The following is an 18,755-nucleotide window of genomic DNA, read 5'->3' on the forward strand; positions in this document are numbered from 1 at the left end:
ACGATCATCAACACAGCCGCCTCAGCGGCATGACACCGACACTGTCACCCGATCGTGCAGCAGTCCCGACTTCACCGTGTTGGGGGATGCTCCCTCGTCAGTGAGGAACCGCAGGTATTCGCGGGCCTGCGTTACGGGCAATCGGTCGGCGCCGATCACGGTGACAGAATGCGTCCGATCCGGAAACGTCAGTCGCTGCACTCTGGCCACCGTGACACCTCACGCCCGGTGCCGTCGTGAATCGAGGGCAACGACCTCAGCCTCGCCATGCGTCGCCGCCATCCGAATTGTAACGTCCGGGCTCTGCGGGATGGGCAGTGACGGGGCGGTACGCTGTGTCGCCAAGATCCAATCAAGGACATCGAGTGGCAGCCCAGTGGCGCCCTGGGCTGCTAACTCTCCCAACGACAATGCTCCATAGCAGCGCTCCACAAACTTGCTGACCAGGCGTGGCCGTTCGGGCTGGCGATCCAGCCACCCCGGCTCCGTCACACCCCAGGTGTGCCCTGTATCGGGGTTGGTCCGCGAGTACAACTGCTTGGTGAGCATCTCGGCCCGGACCGGATCAATCAGACGTGCGTCACGAATGTGACGGATCAAGGCACCCAACGAAATCCCCCATTTATCCTTGAGTGGCTTGAGGTTTAGCAATGACACCATCGTCGGTAGTTCGGTTGCCACCGCAGCAATCGGTGCCAGAAGCTCTGCCGCGAACCGATCGGCCTCGCTCTCCTGCTCGGAACCAACCACACACGAAGCGCGGCTATGTAAGACCAAGTGCCCCAACTCATGTGCCACCGTGAATCGAGTTCGCTCCCACGACTCAGACTCCCGAAGCACCAGCAGCGGCCGGTCACGATGTTCACCGACCCAGCTTGAATAGCCCAAGTGCCGTTCGGTACGGGCATACGCCGCCGATGCCGCGAACTCCCTATCCCATTCACCCCGCTCCCGGCGACGGACGATGACGGGAGCGCCGACACGCTCCGCCTCATACATCAGATCGTCGAAGGGCTCATCAGCCTCAAGTCCCATCGCCTCGCGTAGCTGTAGCGCCGCCAAAGCAATGGGGACTCCGGCGGACGGGCCGCTCTGAATCGCGGGCACCCGTACCGGCGGTAGCTTCGAGTGATCATCCAGATCGCCGAGGATGTCCCCAACCAGTGAGGCGAACACTGCCAGGAACTCTTGCTCACCCTTCGTCATCGACTTGGGTGCTCGGAATAACAGTTCCCCGGCTGTGAGCCGTGTCCGCGGTTCGGTACTGAAAAACCGTGCAGGAAAGCCGAATAGGTCCGAGAACCGTTCGACCTCTTCAGGCGTGGACCACAGAACCGAGGACTTCTCTAGTTTCGTCTGCCGGTTGGGACTCCACCCCATGGACTCACACACCGATGTCGCCGACATTCGTCGCAACACCCGGGCTTGCCTGACTCGTGCACCAAATACTTCAATCATCGTGTGCTCGATTCAACATCATCGGGCCGCGTCCGAAGTCGCGGCCCATCAACCGCGTCGCCACCTAGGACGGCGACTGCGGCGGGGCAGCTTCTTCTGGGCCCACGACCGAATCGAAGTCGTCGTCCCTGCGTCGGGGCTTCTGGCCCCTGCCGGAAGTCGTCGATGCCGACTCCAACGGAGTTGCTGGCATTCCTAGCGCACCCGCAGGAGTCTTGCGAATCTCCATGATGGGCTCGGGTAAGGGAAGAGTCGCATACAGAACTGGCTCCACCTTGTTCTTGACCCACCCTGCAGCGAGCTCTGCTCCACCCAGCCCCAAGCTGCCGGGCCACCACAGCACATAGAACGTGAAACCCGGAGGTGGTGCCATCAGATCGTCCCCGCCGAACGGCTCTCCGAGCTCGTCCTCGAAGCTCAACTGAAGTTCGTTTGGACGCCGAATCGGCTGACGCCCAGGAACATACGGGACCGGTTTGAGACGCTCGCCATCCTCGCCGCGCGGAAACAGCTTCGTACGCACAACAGTCCCATGCCCATCGACAAGAACCATGGAGAAGCCGTAACTGCCCCGAGCTTGCAGCGTCGATTCCTTGGTCTGCCGTCGCTCCCTCGACTTGAGCGCAGTTTCCAGAAGCGATGCCGACCGAACGATGCGACGAGGCTCGCCCTGGTCGGCGAATCGAGTGTCGGTCTCTGACGCACGGGCCACCAAGTCGCCATGAAACTCGCCCAACACCTGCTCGTGCTGTTCGCGAAACTTGAGGAGCAACCGCCCGGGATCGTCGTGTAGTTCCATGGGGCAAAAATTTACCCCCTAACCCTCCATCGAGGATGGCAACACGCCGGAGCGATTCTCTGTCGGATGCTGACCACACGACACCATAGTATACATGTAACCTACACTATTTACGCAGATAGAACGGTATATCTGGCACTTCATACTCGCCTAACCCCAGATAACAACTGCAGATCGTCCTCGGGGTGGCGCGGACACCCGATGGGGCGCGCGGTCTCACCGAGATCGGAGTCGTGACCCGACGGCCCGACGGACTGGTGGCCATCATGCCGGCCTGGCTGCGGACGACCGGCTTCACCGAGCATCGCGAGACCCTTGACCGTCTCTGCGCACTCCGCGAAAGTCCATCGGAACGGCTGTGACCATCGTTGTGATCGCCTGTGCGGCATTCTGTCTGTGGTGGCCGGAACCGGTTGCCGCGCTGCGTGTCCGGGAGGTGGCGTCGTCGTCGCGTGCGCGCGCCGCCCCTGGCCTCTGGCCGATGGCCACGGTCATGCTGCCGGTGGCCGCGATCTGGACCGGTGGCATCCCGGCCGCGGTGGCCGCATCGGTGGTCGCCTGCGTGGTCGTCCGGTGGTGGCGGCGCCGCAGGGTGGCGCGCAGTGCGGATCGCGCCACCGCCGAACTGATGCGTGCACTGTCGGTGATGATCGCGGAACTGGGCGTCGGTGCGCCCGCGGTGCGGGCATGCCGGGCCGCCGCGGATGAACTGGCCGTCGCCGACGGGTCGTCGCCGGCCGCCGCCATGTTGCGAACGATGGTGGGACGCGCCGAACTCGGGGGCGAGGTGTTCGCGAGCCCGGTCGACGAACTTGACGACTCGTGGCGGCGTGTGGCCCTCGTGTGGCGCGCGGCCGACGATCTGGGGCTACCACTGGTCGATCTGCTCTCGTCGGTTCGTGCCGATGTGGTGGCCCGGCAGCGATTCGGCGAACGTACCCGGGCGGCTCTCGCCGGCCCCCGGGCCACAGGGGTCGTGCTGGCAGGGTTACCGGTCCTGGGTGTCGCGCTCGGGCAGATGATGGGCGCCGATCCTTTGGGCGTGCTGTTCGGCGGGGGACCGGGCGGGCTGCTGCTGATCGTCGGAACGCTCTTCGCCGCCGGTGGTCTCGTGTGGTCCGAACGCATAACCGACCGCGCGGTCGCATCATGACCGTGCTCCTGCTCTGTGCGGTGGCGTCCATGGCCGGCGCGTTGTGGGTGTGGCCGGACCGGCACTGGGCCGTCTACCGGATCATCGACGCTCCGACGTCTGCGCGAGGGGAACCGCGTTGGCTCCGTCCGCGTGCGCGTGGTGACGATCCGTTCGAGGTGGCGGCGTCGCTCGACCTCTTCGCGGTGGGATTGCGCGCGGGGCAGCCGATTTCGGCGACCGCGGTCATGGTCGCGGAGGCGGCCCCGCCGGTGCTCTCGGCACACCTCTCGGCGGTCGCCGAACTGCTCGAGTTGGGTGCGGACGCCGAGCATGCATGGACTCGGGCGTCGGAGACCGCGGTGCCGGGCACGCGGACCGCGTCGGTGGGATCGCCTGTTTTCGAGGAGGTCTCGGCCCTGGCGCGCCGCTCCGCACGCTCGGGGTCGTCGCTGTCGCGGGAACTGTCCGACCTCGCCGAGACCGTTCGGCAGAAGGCACAGGACGGTGCGGTCGCCGCGGCCGAACGTGCGGGAGTCGCGATCAGTGGCCCGCTGGGGCTGTGCTTCCTGCCCGCCTTCGTCTGCCTCGGCATCGTGCCCGTGGTGATCGGGTTGGCCCGGCCGATGTTCGGTGGGTGATCCGGTGGATCCGATCCGGCGGCCGGTGCGTCCAAGATATGTCGGCGCATTCCGCGCCAGGGAGGGAACAGCATGTCGAACAACATCTTTCGCCTAACCGTCAGTCGGGTGGAGTCCGCCATGTGGCGGGTCGTCGTGGACGACGAGGGCATGAGCACCGCGGAGTATGCGATCGGAACCGTGGCCGCGGCCGCGTTCGGAGCGATCTTGTACACGGTGGTCACCGGCGACAACATCGTGAGCGCGTTGACCGGGATCATCGGCAAGGCGCTGAATACGTCGGTGGGGTGAGAGATGCTGCGGCGCATGCTTCGCCGGCTCCGTGAGGTGTGGGCCGACGACGCGGGGATGGTGACCGTCGAGGCAGCCTACGCGTTGGCGGCGATCGTCGTCGTGGTCGTCATGGGGGTGGGTGCGGTCGTAGGTGCGACGACGCAGATTCGCTGCACCGATGCGGCACGCGAGGCGGCGCGCCTGGGGGCTGTCGGCGACGAGGATGCCGAGGAGACGGCGCGGGCCGTGGTGGGCAACGATGCGTCGATCACGCTGCGTCAGAACGAGTCCCAGGTGATCGTCGAGGTGCGTGCCCCGGTCCCGCTGTTCCGGATGATCGAGGTGTCGGCTCGGGCGGTGGCGGCTCGGGAACCGGAGGGCGATGCAGCGTCCGGTGCCGGTGCAGTGGCCGACGATGGGCCGGGGCCGTGAGTGACACGCCGTCGTGGCGTGACGATCGTGGATCGGCGACGGTGACCGGGGCGTATGTGATCGCCGGGATCACGGTTCTGGTGCTGCTGGTGCTCTATGTCGCGGCAGCGGTGGTCGCGAGGCATCGTGCGCAGTCGGCGGCCGATCTCTCGGCGCTGGCGGCGGCCGCTGACCGAGTTGTCGGTGCGGAGGACCCGTGTGCGGCGGCGCGAGAGCTCGCGGCGGCTCAGGAGGTCTCGGCGCGGGTGGTGGAGTGTTCGGTGAAAGGGGAGGATGTGGTGATCGGGGTGGAGGTTCCGGTGTCGTTGGGGCCGTTCGGTATTCGCACGGCTGCCGCGCGTGCGCGCGCAGGACCGGTTGAATGACGCCGCAGGTATCAGCGTAGGAGGAGATCGAGGACGGTCACGGCGCCGCGCTTGTCGAGAGGATCATTGCCGTTGCCGCACTTGGGGGACTGGACGCACGACGGGCAGCCGTTCTCACAGCGGCAACTGGACACGGCGTCCCGGGTGGCTTCGATCCACGTGCGGAATGCGTGGTAGCCGCGTTCGGCGAAGCCGGCCCCACCCATGTATCCGTCGTAGACGAAGACGGTGGGCAGGCCGGTGTCCGGATGGTGATTGGTGGACAGCCCGCCGATATCCCACCGATCACACGAGGCGACGAGAGGAAGGAGGCCGATGGCCGCATGTTCGGCGGCGTGGAGTGACCCCGGAAGGCGGGCGGCGTCGATGCCGGACTCGTCGAGAACATCCGGATCGAGCGTGTACATGACGGCACGGGTGTGCAGGGTCTGCTCCGGCATGTCGAGTTCGACGGCATCGAGCACCTCACCGGACAGCAGTGTGCGCAAGTAGCCGACCACCTGATGAGTGACGTCGACGTCGACCAGTGCGACGGTCAGCGGGCCGTCGGTGCGCTGTTCGACGATCGACGTGACGGTGATGTCCGTGGTCTCGCGGGCCGACGTGGTCCAGTCCGGTTCCTCGGGATGGACGAGAGCCAGGCCGTCGTCGAGGTCGAGCTCGTCCACCACATACGACGCACCCTGATGAATATGTAGAGCCCCCGGATGAACCGTCGACATCGCGCGTCCGACGTCCACGGTCCCGAGTAACTGAGAGGTGGTGGTGTCGACGATCAGCACCTGCCCGCCGATGCCGCCGCGAATGTCGACGTCGGAGTGCGGTTCGATGCCGGCCGCCGGGTACCAGCCGGCCTTCCGGCGGCGCAGTTTGCCGTCGGCTGCGAGTGCGGCCACCGCATCGGCGGCGCCCCATGTCTCGATTTCACTGTCCTGCAACGGTAGTTCACTGGCGGCGCACAGTAGGTGGGGAGCGAGGATGTAGGGATTGGTCGGGTCGGTGACGATGGTTTCGACGGGACGCGACAGCAGAGCCTCGGGATGATGCACCAGGTAGGTGTCGAGGGGATCGTCGCGGGCCACGAGAACGACCAGTGAGTCTCCCGATGTTCGCTGCCTGCCCGCGCGGCCGGCCTGCTGCCAGAAGGATGCGACCGTGCCCGGATAGCCGCCGACGATCACGGCGTCGAGACCGCTGATGTCGACGCCGAGTTCGAGGGCATTGGTGGTGGCGACACCGACGAGCTCGCCGCTGTTGATGGCGGCCTCAAGACGACGGCGATCGTCGGCGAGGTACCCGGCACGGTAGACACCGACCCGCGGCACCAGTTCGGGTGCGGTCTGTTCGAGGAGGCCGCGTGCCTGTCGGGCCGTCAGCTCCACGCCGCGACGGCTGCGCTGAAAGCACAGGGTACGGGCGCCCTCGACCACGAAATCGGCCAGTAGACGGGCGGATTCGGCACCCGCCGACCGCCGTACCGGTGCGCCGTTCTCGCCGGTGACGACCGGCAGGAACTCCGGCTCCCACAGGGCAACGGTGCGTTCACCGCGGGGCGACCCGTCGTCGGTGACCGCCACCGCAGGCTCACCGATCAAGCGGGACAACGCTTCTGCGGGTTCCGCCATGGTCGCACTGGTGCCGATGACGATCGGATCGGCACCGGCCGCGCGGGCGATCCGCAACAGGCGGCGCAGCACGAGCGCGGTATGTGATCCGAATACGCCGCGATAGTGATGGAACTCGTCGACGACGATGTACCGGAGATGACGGAAGAACTGTCGCCACCGCGCATGCCCGGTGAGGATCCCGATGTGCAGCATGTCCGGATTGGTGAATATCCACCGGGAATGTGCTCGTGCCCAGTGGCGGATCTCCACATCGGTGTCGCCGTCGTACGCGCACGGCTGAATGTGTTTGAACGCAGAGTGTCCAAAAGGTTGAGTCGCAGTGGCGATTTCATCCGACCGCGATCCGTCGTCGACACCTGTCGTCCGTTCGGCCGACATGGCTTCCGCCGCGGTGCCGGCCGCGAGGATATCGGTGACGGCGCGGATCTGGTCGGCCCCCAGTGCTTTCGTGGGCGAAAGATACAGCGCACAGGAGTTCTGATCATTTAACAGCGATGTCAAGATCGGCAGCTGGTACGCCAACGACTTTCCGGATGCGGTGCCCGTGCAGAGCGCTACATGGCAACCGGCAGAAGCGAGTTCGGCCGCACGGATCTGATGAGACCACGGTTTGTCGATGCCGGTCTCCCGGAGGGCGGTCAACAGCGAGGGCGGCAGCCAGTCGGGCCAATCCGCGAAAGTTGCTGTACGGGAATCAAATACCGAGACATGGGTCAGCGACTGATCGTCGAGATCGTGGCCTGCCATGGAGCGGCGGAGCAACTCGGTGCCGAAAGATGTGCGATTCTGCATAGGGTTTACGTCAATGGTCGACGACGTTCGTCAACGTGGACTTCGATGCTACTTCCGGAGACTTCTGAGCCGAAATTTTCCAGGTTTTCGACCATTCTGGTTGCAGCGACTATCGCGCGCGCCACATACGTGATTGACTAGACCCGGTCGCAGCTTTCGAAGCCGCCGAACACGGGGGTAGCGAGATCGATGTTGAGGCCGTGGTACTGAAGTTCGTTTGCGGGTTCTCCGCGGGGATCATCGAGTATGGCGGTCGGGACCGACCACGACGCGGGGGCACCTCGTGTCGAGTCAATGAAGTTATGAAAAGGATGCAGTAAATGGCACAGGGAACTGTGAAGTGGTTCAACGCGGAGAAGGGCTTCGGCTTCATCGCTCCTGATGAGGGCTCCGACGACGTGTTCGTCCACTACTCGGAAATCCAGGGCAACGGTTTCCGCACCCTCGAGGAGAACCAGCGGGTTGAGTTCGAGGTCGGCCAGGGCACCAAGGGCCCGCAGGCCACCGGCGTCCGCGCCGTCTAGGAGACTTCCTCCACCTGTGAGACAGGCTTGAACTCCAGATCGCTCCCGGTCCACTACGGTGGCCGGGAGCGATCTCGTTCGGCACCTCCGACTGTTACGAGTATGTTGTCGCCTGCATGAGCAGCGCCCGTATCGGCGGATCGAAGCATTAAGGTCATGGTGTGGGTCAGCTGTCATTCTTCTCGGCTCAGATCGATCGGCCCGCATTCGACGATCTCGCGGGCCTGTTGGCGTCACACGGCCACGCCGTGCGCTCCGACATGGGCACCCGCGTGTCCGTGGTCGTCGAGCAGATGTGGCGGGCACTCGCGCTGGTCGACGAACTGGCGGCCACCGGTATCGACGCGGAGGTCGCGGCATCCGATGAGGGCAACCCGATCGCCCGCACCCCGTACAGCCACGATTTCGACGATCTGCACCGCCGGTGGTCGACCGGCGCCGTGAAGTCGATGCCGCCCGGATGGGTGCCGACACCGCGCGCGCTTCGTCTGTGGCTCATCGCTGCGGGAAATCCGGACGGCGACCGGTATCTGCTCGGTCTGGATGCACACGCACCGGAGACCCATGCACCACTGGCCACCGCACTCATGCGAGCCGGTATCGCCCCGACACTCGTCGGTACGCGCGGCAACCACCCGGCACTACGTATCGCCGGTCGGCGACGTCTGATCCGTCTCCTCGAATACGTCGGCGACGAACCGGATCAACCGGACGCATCCGCCTACTGGCCGGTCGTCGCCGGCTTCTGATCCGCCTGCGGCCGTGTGCGCGGGGTGTCGCCCGCTCGGATACCGACGGCCCGACCTGCCGAGAAATCACCCGAACAAAGTATGTGCTTCAGCACCTGCCATCTGACCTGCGGTTTTGCGGCCGTGCGTGCCTGATGTGCGGGCGCTTCGTGCAGACTGGAGGCCGGGGAAGTGAATTCGGATGTGCAAATAGCGCTATATATAAGGTACAAACGCCCTCAATAGCGGCCCCACAAGGGCAGCCGGGGGCATGACAGCGAAGCAAAGGACGCTCGGTGGCAGATACCAGCACCGCAACACCCACACGTGAGAGCGATACCCGCAGACTGGTGATCGTGGAGTCGCCCACGAAGGCCCGCAAGATCGCGGGATACCTCGGGTCGAACTACGTCGTGGAGTCGTCACGGGGACACATCCGGGATCTGCCGCGCGGTGCCGCCGATGTGCCGGCCAAGTACAAGGGGCAGCCGTGGGCGCGACTCGGTGTCAACGTCGACGACAACTTCGAACCGCTCTACGTGGTGTCCCCCGACAAGAAGTCGACGGTCACCGAACTGAAGTCGTTGATGAAGGACGTCGACGAGCTGTATCTCGCGACAGACGGTGACCGCGAGGGCGAGGCGATCGCCTGGCACCTGCTGGAGATCCTGAAGCCGAAGATCCCGGTCCGGCGGATGGTCTTCCACGAGATCACCGAATCGGCCATCCAGGCCGCGGCGGCCAGCCCCCGTGATCTCGACATCGACCTCGTGGACGCCCAGGAGACGCGCCGCATTCTCGACCGCCTGTACGGGTACGAGGTGTCGCCCGTGCTGTGGAAGAAGGTCATGCCGAAGCTGTCGGCGGGCCGGGTGCAGTCGGTGGCGACGCGGATCATCGTGGACCGCGAGCGTGAGCGGATGGCCTTCGTCTCCGCCGAGTACTGGGACATCGCCGCCACCATGGATGCCGGTGACCAGGCGACCGCGCCCGCGACCTTCACTGCCCGGCTGGTCTCGGTGGACGGGGCCCGGGTGGCCGCCGGTCGTGACTTCGATTCCCGTGGCGCACTGAAGAAGTCGGACGGCGTGGTGGTGCTCGACGGCCGGCGCGCACAGGAGCTCGCCGATGCTCTCGACAGCCGGCCGATGTCGGTGTCGTCGGTGGAGGAGAAGCCGTACACCCGACGTCCGTACGCGCCGTTCATGACGTCGACGTTGCAGCAGGAAGCCGGTCGTAAGCTCCGTTTCTCGTCGGACCGCACGATGCGCACAGCGCAGCGGCTGTACGAGAACGGCTACATCACCTACATGCGTACCGACTCGACCACGCTCAGCGACTCCGCCATCAACGCGGCGCGGGAACAGGCGCGTGAACTGTACGGCGATGCATTCGTGCACCCGACCCCACGCCAGTACACCCGCAAGGTCAAGAACGCGCAGGAGGCACACGAGGCCATCCGGCCCGCAGGCGATTCGTTCCGCACGCCGGGTCAGGTCGCGAGTCAGTTGCAGACCGACGAGTTCCGTCTGTACGAGCTGATCTGGCAGCGCACCGTCGCCTCGCAGATGGCCGATGCCAAGGGCACCACGATGAGCCTGCGGATCACCGGCGATGCCACCTCGGGCGAGAGCTGCACCTTTGCCGCGTCCGGTCGCACGATCACCTTCCCGGGCTTCCTCTCGGCCTACGTCGAGACCGTCGACGACCAGGCCGGCGGCCAGGCCGACGACGAGGAGAACCGACTCCCGCAGCTCACCGAGGGGCAGGCCCTCACCGCACGTGATCTCGCCGCCGACGGTCACGCCACCAACCCGCCGGCCCGCTTCACCGAGGCCTCGCTGGTCAAGGTGCTCGAGGAGCTCGGCATCGGGCGTCCGTCGACCTATTCCTCGATCATCGGCACCATCCAGGACCGCGGCTACGTGGTGAAGAAGGGCAACGCACTCGTCCCGTCGTGGGTGGCCTTCGCCGTCATCGGGCTGCTGGAGGGCTACTTCAACAGCCTCGTCGACTACGACTTCACCGCGGCATTGGAAGACGACCTGGATCAGATCGCGTCCGGCCGCGAAAACCGCACCCGCTGGCTCACCGAGTTCTACTTCGGTGACGGTGCCGAGGGCGCACAGCACGATGCCGAGATCGCCCGTTCCGAGATCGCCAAACACGGTGGGCTCAAGAAGCTCGTCGGTGTGAATCTCGAGGAGATCGACGCCCGCGAGGTCAATTCGATCCGGCTCTTCGACGACGAGGAGAATCGTCCCGTCTTCGTGCGCGTCGGTCGTTTCGGGCCGTATCTGGAACGCAACGTCGCGGCCGTAAATGCCGAACCCGACCTACAGCGCGCGAATCTGCCCGCCGACATCACGCCCGATGAGCTGACGCTCGCCGTCGCCGAAAAGCTCTTCGCCACACCGCAAGAGGGACGCGTCCTGGGTGTCGATCCGGTCAGCGGACACGAGATCGTCGCCAAGGAAGGACGTTTCGGTCCGTACGTGACCGAGATCCTGCCGTCCGAGGATGAGGACGGGGAAGGGGACAGTAATGCGCCGCTGACCGTCCCGGCCGGTCCGACGCCGCGTGACGGCGGGGAAAGCGGTGGGGCACAAGGAGATATCGTTCCCCTCGACGACGTCCCCACCGGCGGCGGCACAGGCACGGTGACGAAAAAGGCGCCCGCCAAGAAGGCCGCCAAGAAGACAGCGGCGAAGAAGGCCGGCCCGAAACCGCGCACCGGTTCGCTGTTCAAGTCGATGGATATCTCGACGGTGACGCTGGAGGAGGCGCTCAAGCTTCTGTCGCTGCCGCGGGTCGTCGGTGTGGATCCGGCCTCCGACGAGGAGATCACCGCACAGAACGGACGGTACGGTCCGTATCTCAAGAAGGGCACCGACTCCCGGTCGCTGACCAGCGAGGAACAGCTGTTCGAGATCACTCTCGACGAGGCCCTGAAGATCTACTCCGAGCCCAAGCGCCGGGGCCGTCAGGCCGCCGCGCCGCCGCTGCGTGAGCTGGGCAACGACTCGGTCAGTGAGAAGCCGATGGTCATCAAGGACGGCCGGTTCGGCCCGTACGTGACCGACGGAGAGACCAATGCCAGCCTCCGCAAGGGGGATGAGGTCGAGTCCATCACGCCGGAACGCGCGATGGAGTTGCTCGCTGACCGTCGGGCCCGTGGACCGGTCAAGAAGCGGGGAGCCAAGAAGGCACCTGCCAAGAAGGCCGCGAAGAAGACGGCTGCGAAGAAGGCACCGGCGAAGAAGGCTGCCGCGAAGAAGACTGCCGCCAAGAAGACGACTGCCAAGAAGACCGCGGCGAAGAAGACCGCGGCGAAGAAGGCTCCCGCCACGGAGGCCGCTCCCGAGTCGTCCACCGACGACTAGGCGACGACCTACAGTTCTTCGTCCGGTCCGAGGTCGTCCTTCGGGGCCGAGATCGGGATCGGGCTCGTCTGCATCGGGTCCACCAGAGGCCGCGCGAGGAGTGTCTCGATGCCGCGGCCGCGGAGTTCGACGCCCTCACCGATCTCCCAGTTCTGGGCCTCCTCCTGGGAGGCCAGGAACAGCGCGCGCGCCGAGCCGAGCACGCGGGTCGGTTCGTCCTTGGCGAGTTCGGTGAGCCGCGCCGCCTCGTTCACGGGGTCGCCGATGACCGTGTATTCGAGCCGTTGCTCGGAGCCGATGTGGCCCGCGATCGCCTTGCCCGCGGACACCCCGATGCCGATGTCGGTATCGCCGAGGGTGCGGTAGAGCTCGGTGCGCAACTCGCGCGCGGAGGCCAGTGCCTTGCCGGCGAAGTCCTCCTGGTCCAGGGGTGCGCCGAAGATCGCGAGCGCCGCGTCACCCTGGAATTTGTTGACGAATCCGCCGTGCCGTCCGACCACCGCGACGACCACCCGGAAGAACTCGTTGAGTAGTTCGACGATCTCGCGGGGCGGCCGGTTCACCGCGAGACGGGTCGACCCGACGATGTCCACGAACAGGACGCCGACGTAGCGTTCCTCGCCGCCGAGTTCGGTGCCGGTCTCGATGGCCTTGCGGGCCACGTCCTCGCCGACGTACCGGCCGAACAGGTTCCGAAGCTGCTGCCGTTCCCGGAGGTCGGTGACCATGTCGTTGAAACCGGCCTGCAGGAGACCGAGGTCGCTGCCGTCGTAGATCTTCACCGCGACGTTCAGGTTGCCGTCGGACACCTCGCTCTGCGCGAGCCGCAACTGTTTGATCGGGTCGTTGATCGCGGCCACCACCCGCACGATGGCGAGGAGACTGAACGCGAGGGCCGCCGCCGACATCCACAGGATGGGGCGTTGGAGTCCGGTGGCGTCGGTGCTGATCCAGCCGAACCGCTGCATGATGATGAGGCCGATGATCACTGCGAGGGGCGCGACGACGCTGATGACCCAGAACACCGCGATGCGGGTGGTGACGCCGGGTGCCACCGCGTTGTCGGGGTCATTGGCCATGGCGGCCACGGTGATCGGCCGGAGCACCTTCTCGGCCTGCAGGTAGGACAGCACACAGGTCACCAGTGCACCGATGGCGCTGGCGATGGCGACGATGAACGCGTTGGTGTGGGAGACCGAGAAATTGACGAGGGTGAAGAACAGCCCGCCGATTCCCCAGAGGGCGAGGTTCACCACCGACAGCAGATAGGGGAGCTTCAGGGCCCGTCGTCGTGCGGTCTCGTTGTCGAGCCGGGATCGTCGCCGGTGCCAGACCAGCACCGGCAACGACAACTGGATACTGAGGAAACCGCCGACGAGCATGGCGCCGACGAGATAGACGGCGAAGATGACCTGATTGAGGGCGGTGATCTCGTCGAACCGGATGGATTCGGAGAGCGGCATGCCGAAACGCAGGAACGCGAAGGTGAACAGCGCGCCGACCAGGTTCGCCCGCAACATGTCGAGGGCAAGGATCGGCCACGGTGTGCGTATCAGCCATCGGGCCGTGTGCAGGCCCTTTGACCACCGTGACCGGCGTTGGATCATATATGCACGGTAGCTGGCTGCTTGCAATTGTTAAACACCGAAGCGCGGATCGACGTGTCCGAACAGCGGATTAGGGTGGCGGTGTGACAAATGTCTTCGACAGGCTGATCGGACAGGGTGCCGTTGCCGACGAACTCCGGCAGGCGGCGTGGGCGGCACGGTCGGTATCGGCGCGACTGGACGAGGCCGCCGACGGTGCGGTGTCGATGTTCGCGTCCTCCGCCGATGATGACGACGACCAGTTCCCGCGCGATCCGGTGGACGGCCGGATGCGCGCCGCGATGACACATGCCTGGTTGTTCACCGGGCCCCCCGGCAGTGGCCGGTCGGTGGCCGCGACCTGTTTCGCGGCAGCTCTGCAATGCCAGTCCGAGGACGAGGTCGGGTGCGGCGAATGCCGCGCCTGCGTGACCGTGATGGCGCAGACCCACGCGGACGTACGGCACATCGTCCCGCAGGGGTTGAGTTTGTCGGTGGATTCGATGCGCGAGATCGTGCAGGCGGCGTCGCGACGACCGGGAACCGGCCGCTGGCAGATCGTCGTCGTCGAGGACGCCGACCGACTGACCGAGCAGGCCGCCAACGCCTTGCTGAAGGTCGTCGAGGAACCGCCGTCACGGACGGTCTTCCTGCTGTGCGCGCCGACGATCGATCCCGAGGACATCGCGGTGACATTGCGGTCGAGGTGCCGGCATGTGGCTCTGACGACCCCGTCGGTCGCGGACATCGAGCGCGTACTGGTCGAACGCGACGGATTGTCGCAGGCCGATGCGGCGTGGGCGGCGTCGGTGTGCGGCGGACACATCGGCCGGGCCAAGCGGCTCGCGACGGATGCCGACGCCCGTGCCCAGCGGGAGAAGGCGCTCGGCCTGGCACGCGCCGCCACCCGGGACTCGACCGCCTACGCCGCCGCCGAAGACCTGGTGCGTTCGGCCGAAGCAGCAGCCAAGGCGATCAGCGCCGAACTCGACGAGGCCGAGACCGAGGAGATGAAGACCGCGCTCGGCGCGGGCGGCACCGGCAAGGGCACGGCGCGCGCACCACGGGGCACCGCGGGCGCGCTCAAGGAATTGGAGAAGCGGCAGAAGTCCCGGGCGACCCGGGTGCAGCGCGACATGCTCGACCGCGCCCTTGTCGACCTGGCCGCGCTCTTCCGTGACGCGCTGGTCGTCGGCGTGGGTGCGCGGGTGAGTGCGATGCACCCGGACAAGGCCGACGACATCGTCGCGCCGATGGCCGGGTTCGCGTCCCCCGAACAACTCCTGCGATGCGTGGAGGCGGTACTGGAGTGCCGCACCGCGCTCGAGGTGAACGTGAAACCGAAGTTCGCGGTCGACGCCATGGTCGCGACGATCGGATTGGTGATGCGCGAGAAGGCATCTCGCTGACAGCACTCGCTGGTCGAGTAGCGCCGGACGGAGTCCGCGCCTCTCCGGTGGTCGAGTAGCGCCGGACGGAGTCCGCCGCGTATCGAGACCCCGGTTCGCGAAGCGTCGCTTACCGGCCGGTCGCGATGTCCAGCAGATCGCGGGCCGGACCACGCAGGGAGATATGTGGTGTCCACACGGCCTGCAGTGGTCGTTGCATGCGCAGGCCGTCGACCCGGACCCGTATCAGTCGGCCCGCCGCGATGTCGTCGTCGACGGACAAGCGGGACAGAACTGCCACCCCGGCCGTGAGCACCGATGCGCGGATCGCCGTCACCGACCGCAGTTCGATGAGTGGCTCCGCCGGTCGAACTCCGGAATCCCGTAGCGCCGCTTCGTAGGTGACGCGCGTCCCGGAGCCGGGTTCACGCTGGATCACCGGCGTGGCGGCCAGCTCGTCGATGCCGACGGTGCGACCATCCGCCCAGGGATGATCGGTGGCCACCACGATCACGAGTTCGTCGGTGGCGACCACCGTACTGTCGAGATCGCCGACCGCACCGGGGGATTCGATGAACCCGAGGTCGGCCTCGGAGGCCAGGACCGTCGCGACGACCTCGGTCGAATTCATCGGCCGCACCGAGATCTTGACGTCGCTGCGCGTCGCCAGGGTCGCAACCCACTGCGGGATCAGATATTCGGCGACGGTCTTCGACGCGGCGACCACCAGCGTCGCGTGGCGGTTGCCGACGAGACTGTCGATGCCTGCCATGAACTGGGTGCCCTTGTCCACCAAGGCATTCGCCCATTCCAGAACAGCGGTTCCGCCCGGCGTCGGTTCCACGCCGCCCGCCGATCGGAGGAAGATCTCCACGCCCAGTTCGCGTTCCACGCCGCGCACCCGGGCACTCACCGCCTGCTGACTGATCCCCAGTTCACGCGCCGCGGCACCCATGCTTCCGGTGCGGCCGACCGTGACCACCACGTCGAGAGCGGCGAGGTCGGGGAGGCGATGGAGCGTCACCGGCAGGTCGTCACGCGCCGGCCGGGGCGTCGTCCGCTTCGGTGTCCGGTTCGTCGGTCTGCTCGGCTGTGTCCTGCTCGGCCGTGTCCTGGTCGTCGCGGAGTGGGTCGTAGCCGTCGACACCCTCGAGAACCGTCAGCTCCTGATCGATGGCCGCGGACACCGCCTTGGCATCGGCCTTGATCTTGTCGATGAACTCCGACATGCCATCTCCTCGCGCTCGACCGGTGAATCGTCCCCTCACTATAGAGAGCGCGGTCACGACGTATGTATCCATCGGGTCGTCGTTCGGGGGATCGAATCTGCGCGGTCGTGCGGCCGGAGAGTCGCGTCGCATGGTGATCGCGGATTAGCGTCATCGACGGTCGTCGTCAACAAGGGAGTGGATATGCGCCGGAGCCTCGCCGGAGTGTTACTGATCGTCGGTGTGGCGATGGGGCTGGTGAGTGGCATCGAATCGGCCGACGCCGCAACGCGCCCCTCCGCACGCGTGTGCGTCGTGTCCGAGGACGGCGCACCCTACGTCGGTCCGGTGGACCTCTATTCGCGTAAGCGACTGGTGCGGACGCTGAACACCTCACCGCGCGGCTGCATGATCTTCCAGGGACTGCACGGCGGTTTCGCCTATAAGGCCGGTGTGTACCGCCGGACGAATACCTGTTCCACTTTGCGCGACAGCAAGTCGATGCCGATCGGCAGAACCGGATTCACGCGCACCACGCGCGGCGAGTCGGCGTGGAAGGTGGCGCCGCGATCGAACGGCCAGGTCGATCTCGGGCGTTTCGTCGTCCGCGAGCGCACCTCCATGTGCTGACACATCACGTCTCGGCATGACGAACGAGTGGTTGCGCGACCGGAAGGACGCAAGTGCTTCCGACTGTGGGCGTTCGCGTTGAGCGAGCACCGTGGCGCAGATGACGGACCCATAGACCTGCATGAACGGCGGCAATTCGTGGAGCCGCCCAGGGGAATCGAACCCCTGACCTATTCATTACGAGTGAATTGCTCTACCGACTGAGCTAGGGCGGCGTGCTGCCGCAAGGCAGCGCCCACGAGTGTAGCGAGCGAGGTGGTCGGGCACCAAACCGCGCCCTGGTCAACCGGTGAAGTCGCGACCGCAGGGGACCGGCACCCGGCGTGCCGGGTCAAGCTGGTTCCGGATCAGCGCGCCGACGGTCGGGGAGAAGATCAGACCGAGGTGACCGACCTGCGAACGGGGGCATGAGTCCTGCACCCGGATGTTGGTGACGTTCGGCGCCGGTGTCATGAAGGAGTTCAGCGGTGGCGCGACGATCGTGTCGTGCATCGTGATGATGTTGACGTAGTGGATGTTCGGATGTCGTGGTCCCCACTTGTCGGCGGTTGCGGGCAGTCGTTCGGTGAACATGCTGAGGTAGGCCACATTCACCGGATCCGGTGCGGCCAGACCCACAACCGTGCCCAACCGGGGAGCCATACCCGGCAATTGCGCGATCTGCTGCACGATCGCTCCGCCCTGTGAGTGCCCGATCAGGTCGACGGTGCGGGCGCGAGTCGTCGTGAGGACGTGGTCGACGAATTCCCGGACCTGCCGGACGGAACGGTCCTTGCGGCCGAGCGCGCCGATGTTGCCGCTCCAACTCGTCCGGCCGTAGGTGAGGCTGAAGACGCAGTAGCCGGCGTTGGCCAGTGTCGGTGCCAGGAACGCTCCGCCGGACGACTGATTCGATGCCGTGCCGTGCACCAGGATCACCGGATTCCGTCCGTGGCGGTCCCGGCAATCCGGCCGATTCGAGCCGGGTGGCGACGCGGCGGCGGATTGTCGAAGTCCCGAGGTCGTCGCTGCGACCGCGTCGGTGGTGACCGGGAACGGCGCCGCGGAGACGCTCCCGGCTCCGAGCGTCATGGCCACCAGCGTGGAGGCCATGACGCCGCCGAACAGTCCGGCTCGTCGGTGAGTGCGCATGAGCGAGATTATCGCTCCGGCAACCGGTTTCCGTGCCGGATTCGACGTTCTCGGCAGCTACTGTCCGTTCAGATGATCCAGCAGCGCGCGACCGCGCGGCGACAACTCGTACCCGACGTCCAGGCTGTGTGTCAGTCCCAGCTTCTTCAACTTGCGGACGTCGAGCTTGAAAGCCGCTCTCTCCCGGCCCAACTCGGCTGCCAGCTCCGTGGAGACCACCGCGGGCCGTCGCGCGATGACATCGAGCACCGCCCGCGTCCACGGTCCGTGCGTGGAGTGGGCGTCCAGTCGATCGAGGCGGGTCACGAGGTCGGACAGATCGTCGGCGGTCAGCTGGTCGTCGGCGCGGAGTGCGACGCGCGGATCCGGGCCTGCCCACCGAAGGCCTACCCGGAAGATCGGATCGTCGTTCTTGCGGAGGCGGGCCGTCGCGGCAGCGGAATCGGCGAAACCGGCGCGTCTCGCATCGGCCTCGGAGATCGTCCGCACCCGATCGACGGAGGTCACCTCGACGAGTCCCGCGGTGGTGAGGAACTGCGAACCGGCCTTCACTCTCGGCTGTGCCCAACGCCGGAATGCGAGATCGACGGAACCGTCGGCCACGCCCTGCGCGATCGCCACCGGAAGGAGCATGTCGGCAAGCGTAGCGACTTGGAG

General features: G+C 66.2%; 19 protein-coding genes and 1 tRNA gene. 11 read left to right on the top strand and 9 right to left on the bottom strand.

Going from position 1 to position 18,755, the window contains the following annotated elements; genetic code table 11:
* Window positions 1-219 precede the first annotated feature (219 nt).
* Both AC4JJG_RS11825 and AC4JJG_RS11830 read right to left on the bottom strand, forming a co-directional pair.
* Window positions 220-1,206: an ImmA/IrrE family metallo-endopeptidase gene (locus AC4JJG_RS11825; RefSeq protein ID WP_495401673.1), complete on the bottom strand. Its 987-nt coding sequence runs from the start codon at window positions 1,204-1,206 to the stop codon at window positions 220-222.
* A 316-nt stretch (window positions 1,207-1,522) separates the two neighbouring features.
* A complete protein-coding gene (locus AC4JJG_RS11830; protein ID WP_495401672.1) occupies window positions 1,523-2,257 on the bottom strand; it encodes a hypothetical protein in 735 nt (244 codons plus the stop codon).
* A 185-nt stretch (window positions 2,258-2,442) separates the two neighbouring features.
* Here AC4JJG_RS11830 and AC4JJG_RS11835 point away from each other — a divergent pair, with 185 nt between their 5' ends.
* The 6 genes from AC4JJG_RS11835 (at window position 2,443) to AC4JJG_RS11860 (ending at window position 5,100) form a co-directional block, all read left to right on the top strand.
* Window positions 2,443-2,619, top strand: a complete 177-nt coding sequence (locus AC4JJG_RS11835) for a hypothetical protein (protein ID WP_495401671.1) — start codon at window positions 2,443-2,445, stop codon at window positions 2,617-2,619.
* The gene (locus tag AC4JJG_RS11840) at window positions 2,616-3,410 is read left to right on the top strand and encodes a type II secretion system F family protein (protein ID WP_495401670.1); all 795 of its coding nucleotides are present in this window, start codon (window positions 2,616-2,618) and stop codon (window positions 3,408-3,410) included. The genes AC4JJG_RS11835 and AC4JJG_RS11840 overlap by 4 nt, the downstream gene beginning before the upstream one ends.
* Window positions 3,407-4,030 carry a type II secretion system F family protein gene (locus AC4JJG_RS11845; RefSeq protein ID WP_495401669.1) on the top strand — a complete coding sequence of 208 codons (624 nt, stop codon included), beginning with the start codon at window positions 3,407-3,409 and terminating at the stop codon, window positions 4,028-4,030. The genes AC4JJG_RS11840 and AC4JJG_RS11845 overlap by 4 nt, the downstream gene beginning before the upstream one ends.
* 72 nt (window positions 4,031-4,102) lie before the next feature.
* On the top strand, window positions 4,103-4,321 hold the full coding sequence (locus AC4JJG_RS11850) for a DUF4244 domain-containing protein (RefSeq protein ID WP_495401668.1): 219 nt from the start codon (window positions 4,103-4,105) through the stop codon (window positions 4,319-4,321).
* A gap of 3 nt (window positions 4,322-4,324) precedes the next feature.
* Window positions 4,325-4,735 carry a TadE family type IV pilus minor pilin gene (locus AC4JJG_RS11855; protein WP_495401667.1) on the top strand — a complete coding sequence of 137 codons (411 nt, stop codon included), beginning with the start codon at window positions 4,325-4,327 and terminating at the stop codon, window positions 4,733-4,735.
* Window positions 4,732-5,100: an Rv3654c family TadE-like protein gene (locus AC4JJG_RS11860; RefSeq protein ID WP_495401666.1), complete on the top strand. Its 369-nt coding sequence runs from the start codon at window positions 4,732-4,734 to the stop codon at window positions 5,098-5,100. The genes AC4JJG_RS11855 and AC4JJG_RS11860 overlap by 4 nt, the downstream gene beginning before the upstream one ends.
* Before the next feature lie 11 nt (window positions 5,101-5,111).
* On the opposite strand, the gene AC4JJG_RS11865 is transcribed toward AC4JJG_RS11860, so the two are convergent.
* Entirely contained in the window at window positions 5,112-7,520 is a 2,409-nt protein-coding gene (locus AC4JJG_RS11865; protein WP_495401665.1) for a Zn-binding domain-containing protein, read from the bottom strand.
* 320 nt (window positions 7,521-7,840) lie between these two features.
* On the opposite strand from AC4JJG_RS11865, the gene AC4JJG_RS11870 reads away from it, so the two are divergent.
* The 3 genes from AC4JJG_RS11870 to topA all read left to right on the top strand — a co-directional run bounded on the left by AC4JJG_RS11870 (window position 7,841) and on the right by topA (window position 12,155).
* On the top strand, window positions 7,841-8,044 hold the full coding sequence (locus tag AC4JJG_RS11870) for a cold-shock protein (protein ID WP_495401664.1): 204 nt from the start codon (window positions 7,841-7,843) through the stop codon (window positions 8,042-8,044).
* Window positions 8,045-8,205: 161 nt separating this feature from the next.
* Window positions 8,206-8,793, top strand: a complete 588-nt coding sequence (locus AC4JJG_RS11875; RefSeq protein ID WP_495401663.1) for a hypothetical protein — start codon at window positions 8,206-8,208, stop codon at window positions 8,791-8,793.
* A 275-nt stretch (window positions 8,794-9,068) separates the two neighbouring features.
* Window positions 9,069-12,155, top strand: coding sequence for a type I DNA topoisomerase (gene topA / locus AC4JJG_RS11880; protein WP_495401662.1), 3,087 nt, complete (start codon window positions 9,069-9,071; stop codon window positions 12,153-12,155).
* Window positions 12,156-12,163: 8 nt separating this feature from the next.
* On the opposite strand, the gene AC4JJG_RS11885 is transcribed toward topA, so the two are convergent.
* Window positions 12,164-13,762: an adenylate/guanylate cyclase domain-containing protein gene (locus tag AC4JJG_RS11885; RefSeq protein ID WP_495401661.1), complete on the bottom strand. Its 1,599-nt coding sequence runs from the start codon at window positions 13,760-13,762 to the stop codon at window positions 12,164-12,166.
* 83 nt (window positions 13,763-13,845) lie between these two features.
* On the opposite strand from AC4JJG_RS11885, the gene AC4JJG_RS11890 reads away from it, so the two are divergent.
* Window positions 13,846-15,150, top strand: coding sequence for a DNA polymerase III subunit delta' (locus tag AC4JJG_RS11890; protein ID WP_495401660.1), 1,305 nt, complete (start codon window positions 13,846-13,848; stop codon window positions 15,148-15,150).
* A 109-nt stretch (window positions 15,151-15,259) separates the two neighbouring features.
* Here the strand turns inward: AC4JJG_RS11890 and AC4JJG_RS11895 are convergent, their stop codons facing one another.
* On the bottom strand, window positions 15,260-16,153 hold the full coding sequence (locus tag AC4JJG_RS11895) for a LysR family transcriptional regulator (RefSeq protein ID WP_495401659.1): 894 nt from the start codon (window positions 16,151-16,153) through the stop codon (window positions 15,260-15,262).
* 10 nt (window positions 16,154-16,163) lie between these two features.
* On the bottom strand, window positions 16,164-16,358 hold the full coding sequence (locus AC4JJG_RS11900) for a hypothetical protein (protein WP_495401658.1): 195 nt from the start codon (window positions 16,356-16,358) through the stop codon (window positions 16,164-16,166).
* A 183-nt stretch (window positions 16,359-16,541) separates the two neighbouring features.
* Here AC4JJG_RS11900 and AC4JJG_RS11905 point away from each other — a divergent pair, with 183 nt between their 5' ends.
* The gene (locus AC4JJG_RS11905; protein WP_495401657.1) at window positions 16,542-16,967 is read left to right on the top strand and encodes a hypothetical protein; all 426 of its coding nucleotides are present in this window, start codon (window positions 16,542-16,544) and stop codon (window positions 16,965-16,967) included.
* Between the two features lie 139 nt (window positions 16,968-17,106).
* Here the strand turns inward: AC4JJG_RS11905 and AC4JJG_RS11910 are convergent.
* The 3 genes from AC4JJG_RS11910 to AC4JJG_RS11920 form a co-directional block, all read right to left on the bottom strand.
* Window positions 17,107-17,182, bottom strand: a tRNA-Thr gene (locus tag AC4JJG_RS11910).
* Between the two features lie 67 nt (window positions 17,183-17,249).
* A complete protein-coding gene (locus AC4JJG_RS11915; protein WP_495401656.1) occupies window positions 17,250-18,098 on the bottom strand; it encodes an esterase/lipase family protein in 849 nt (282 codons plus the stop codon).
* Between the two features lie 57 nt (window positions 18,099-18,155).
* Complete coding sequence (locus AC4JJG_RS11920) at window positions 18,156-18,731, bottom strand: ASCH domain-containing protein (RefSeq protein ID WP_495401655.1); 576 nt, start codon at window positions 18,729-18,731, stop codon at window positions 18,156-18,158.
* Window positions 18,732-18,755 lie beyond the last annotated feature (24 nt).

This window comes from Gordonia sp. B8661-1, assembly GCF_059427765.1.

Excerpts from the sequence above, each read along its gene's own strand:
- AC4JJG_RS11900 (WP_495401658.1), bottom strand. The coding sequence starts at position 16,358 with ATGTCGGAGTTCATCGACAAGATCAAGGCCGATGCCAAGGCGGTGTCC.
- AC4JJG_RS11865 (WP_495401665.1), bottom strand. The coding sequence starts at position 7,520 with ATGCAGAATCGCACATCTTTCGGCACCGAGTTGCTCCGCCGCTCCATG.
- AC4JJG_RS11855 (WP_495401667.1), top strand. The coding sequence starts at position 4,325 with ATGCTGCGGCGCATGCTTCGCCGGCTCCGTGAGGTGTGGGCCGACGAC.
- AC4JJG_RS11850 (WP_495401668.1), top strand. The coding sequence starts at position 4,103 with ATGTCGAACAACATCTTTCGCCTAACCGTCAGTCGGGTGGAGTCCGCC.
- AC4JJG_RS11825 (WP_495401673.1), bottom strand. The coding sequence starts at position 1,206 with ATGACGAAGGGTGAGCAAGAGTTCCTGGCAGTGTTCGCCTCACTGGTT.
- AC4JJG_RS11920 (WP_495401655.1), bottom strand. The coding sequence starts at position 18,731 with ATGCTCCTTCCGGTGGCGATCGCGCAGGGCGTGGCCGACGGTTCCGTC.
- AC4JJG_RS11905 (WP_495401657.1), top strand. The coding sequence starts at position 16,542 with ATGCGCCGGAGCCTCGCCGGAGTGTTACTGATCGTCGGTGTGGCGATG.
- AC4JJG_RS11830 (WP_495401672.1), bottom strand. The coding sequence starts at position 2,257 with ATGGAACTACACGACGATCCCGGGCGGTTGCTCCTCAAGTTTCGCGAA.
- AC4JJG_RS11870 (WP_495401664.1), top strand. The coding sequence starts at position 7,841 with ATGGCACAGGGAACTGTGAAGTGGTTCAACGCGGAGAAGGGCTTCGGC.
- AC4JJG_RS11915 (WP_495401656.1), bottom strand. The coding sequence starts at position 18,098 with ATGCGCACTCACCGACGAGCCGGACTGTTCGGCGGCGTCATGGCCTCC.
- AC4JJG_RS11885 (WP_495401661.1), bottom strand. The coding sequence starts at position 13,762 with ATGATCCAACGCCGGTCACGGTGGTCAAAGGGCCTGCACACGGCCCGA.
- AC4JJG_RS11845 (WP_495401669.1), top strand. The coding sequence starts at position 3,407 with ATGACCGTGCTCCTGCTCTGTGCGGTGGCGTCCATGGCCGGCGCGTTG.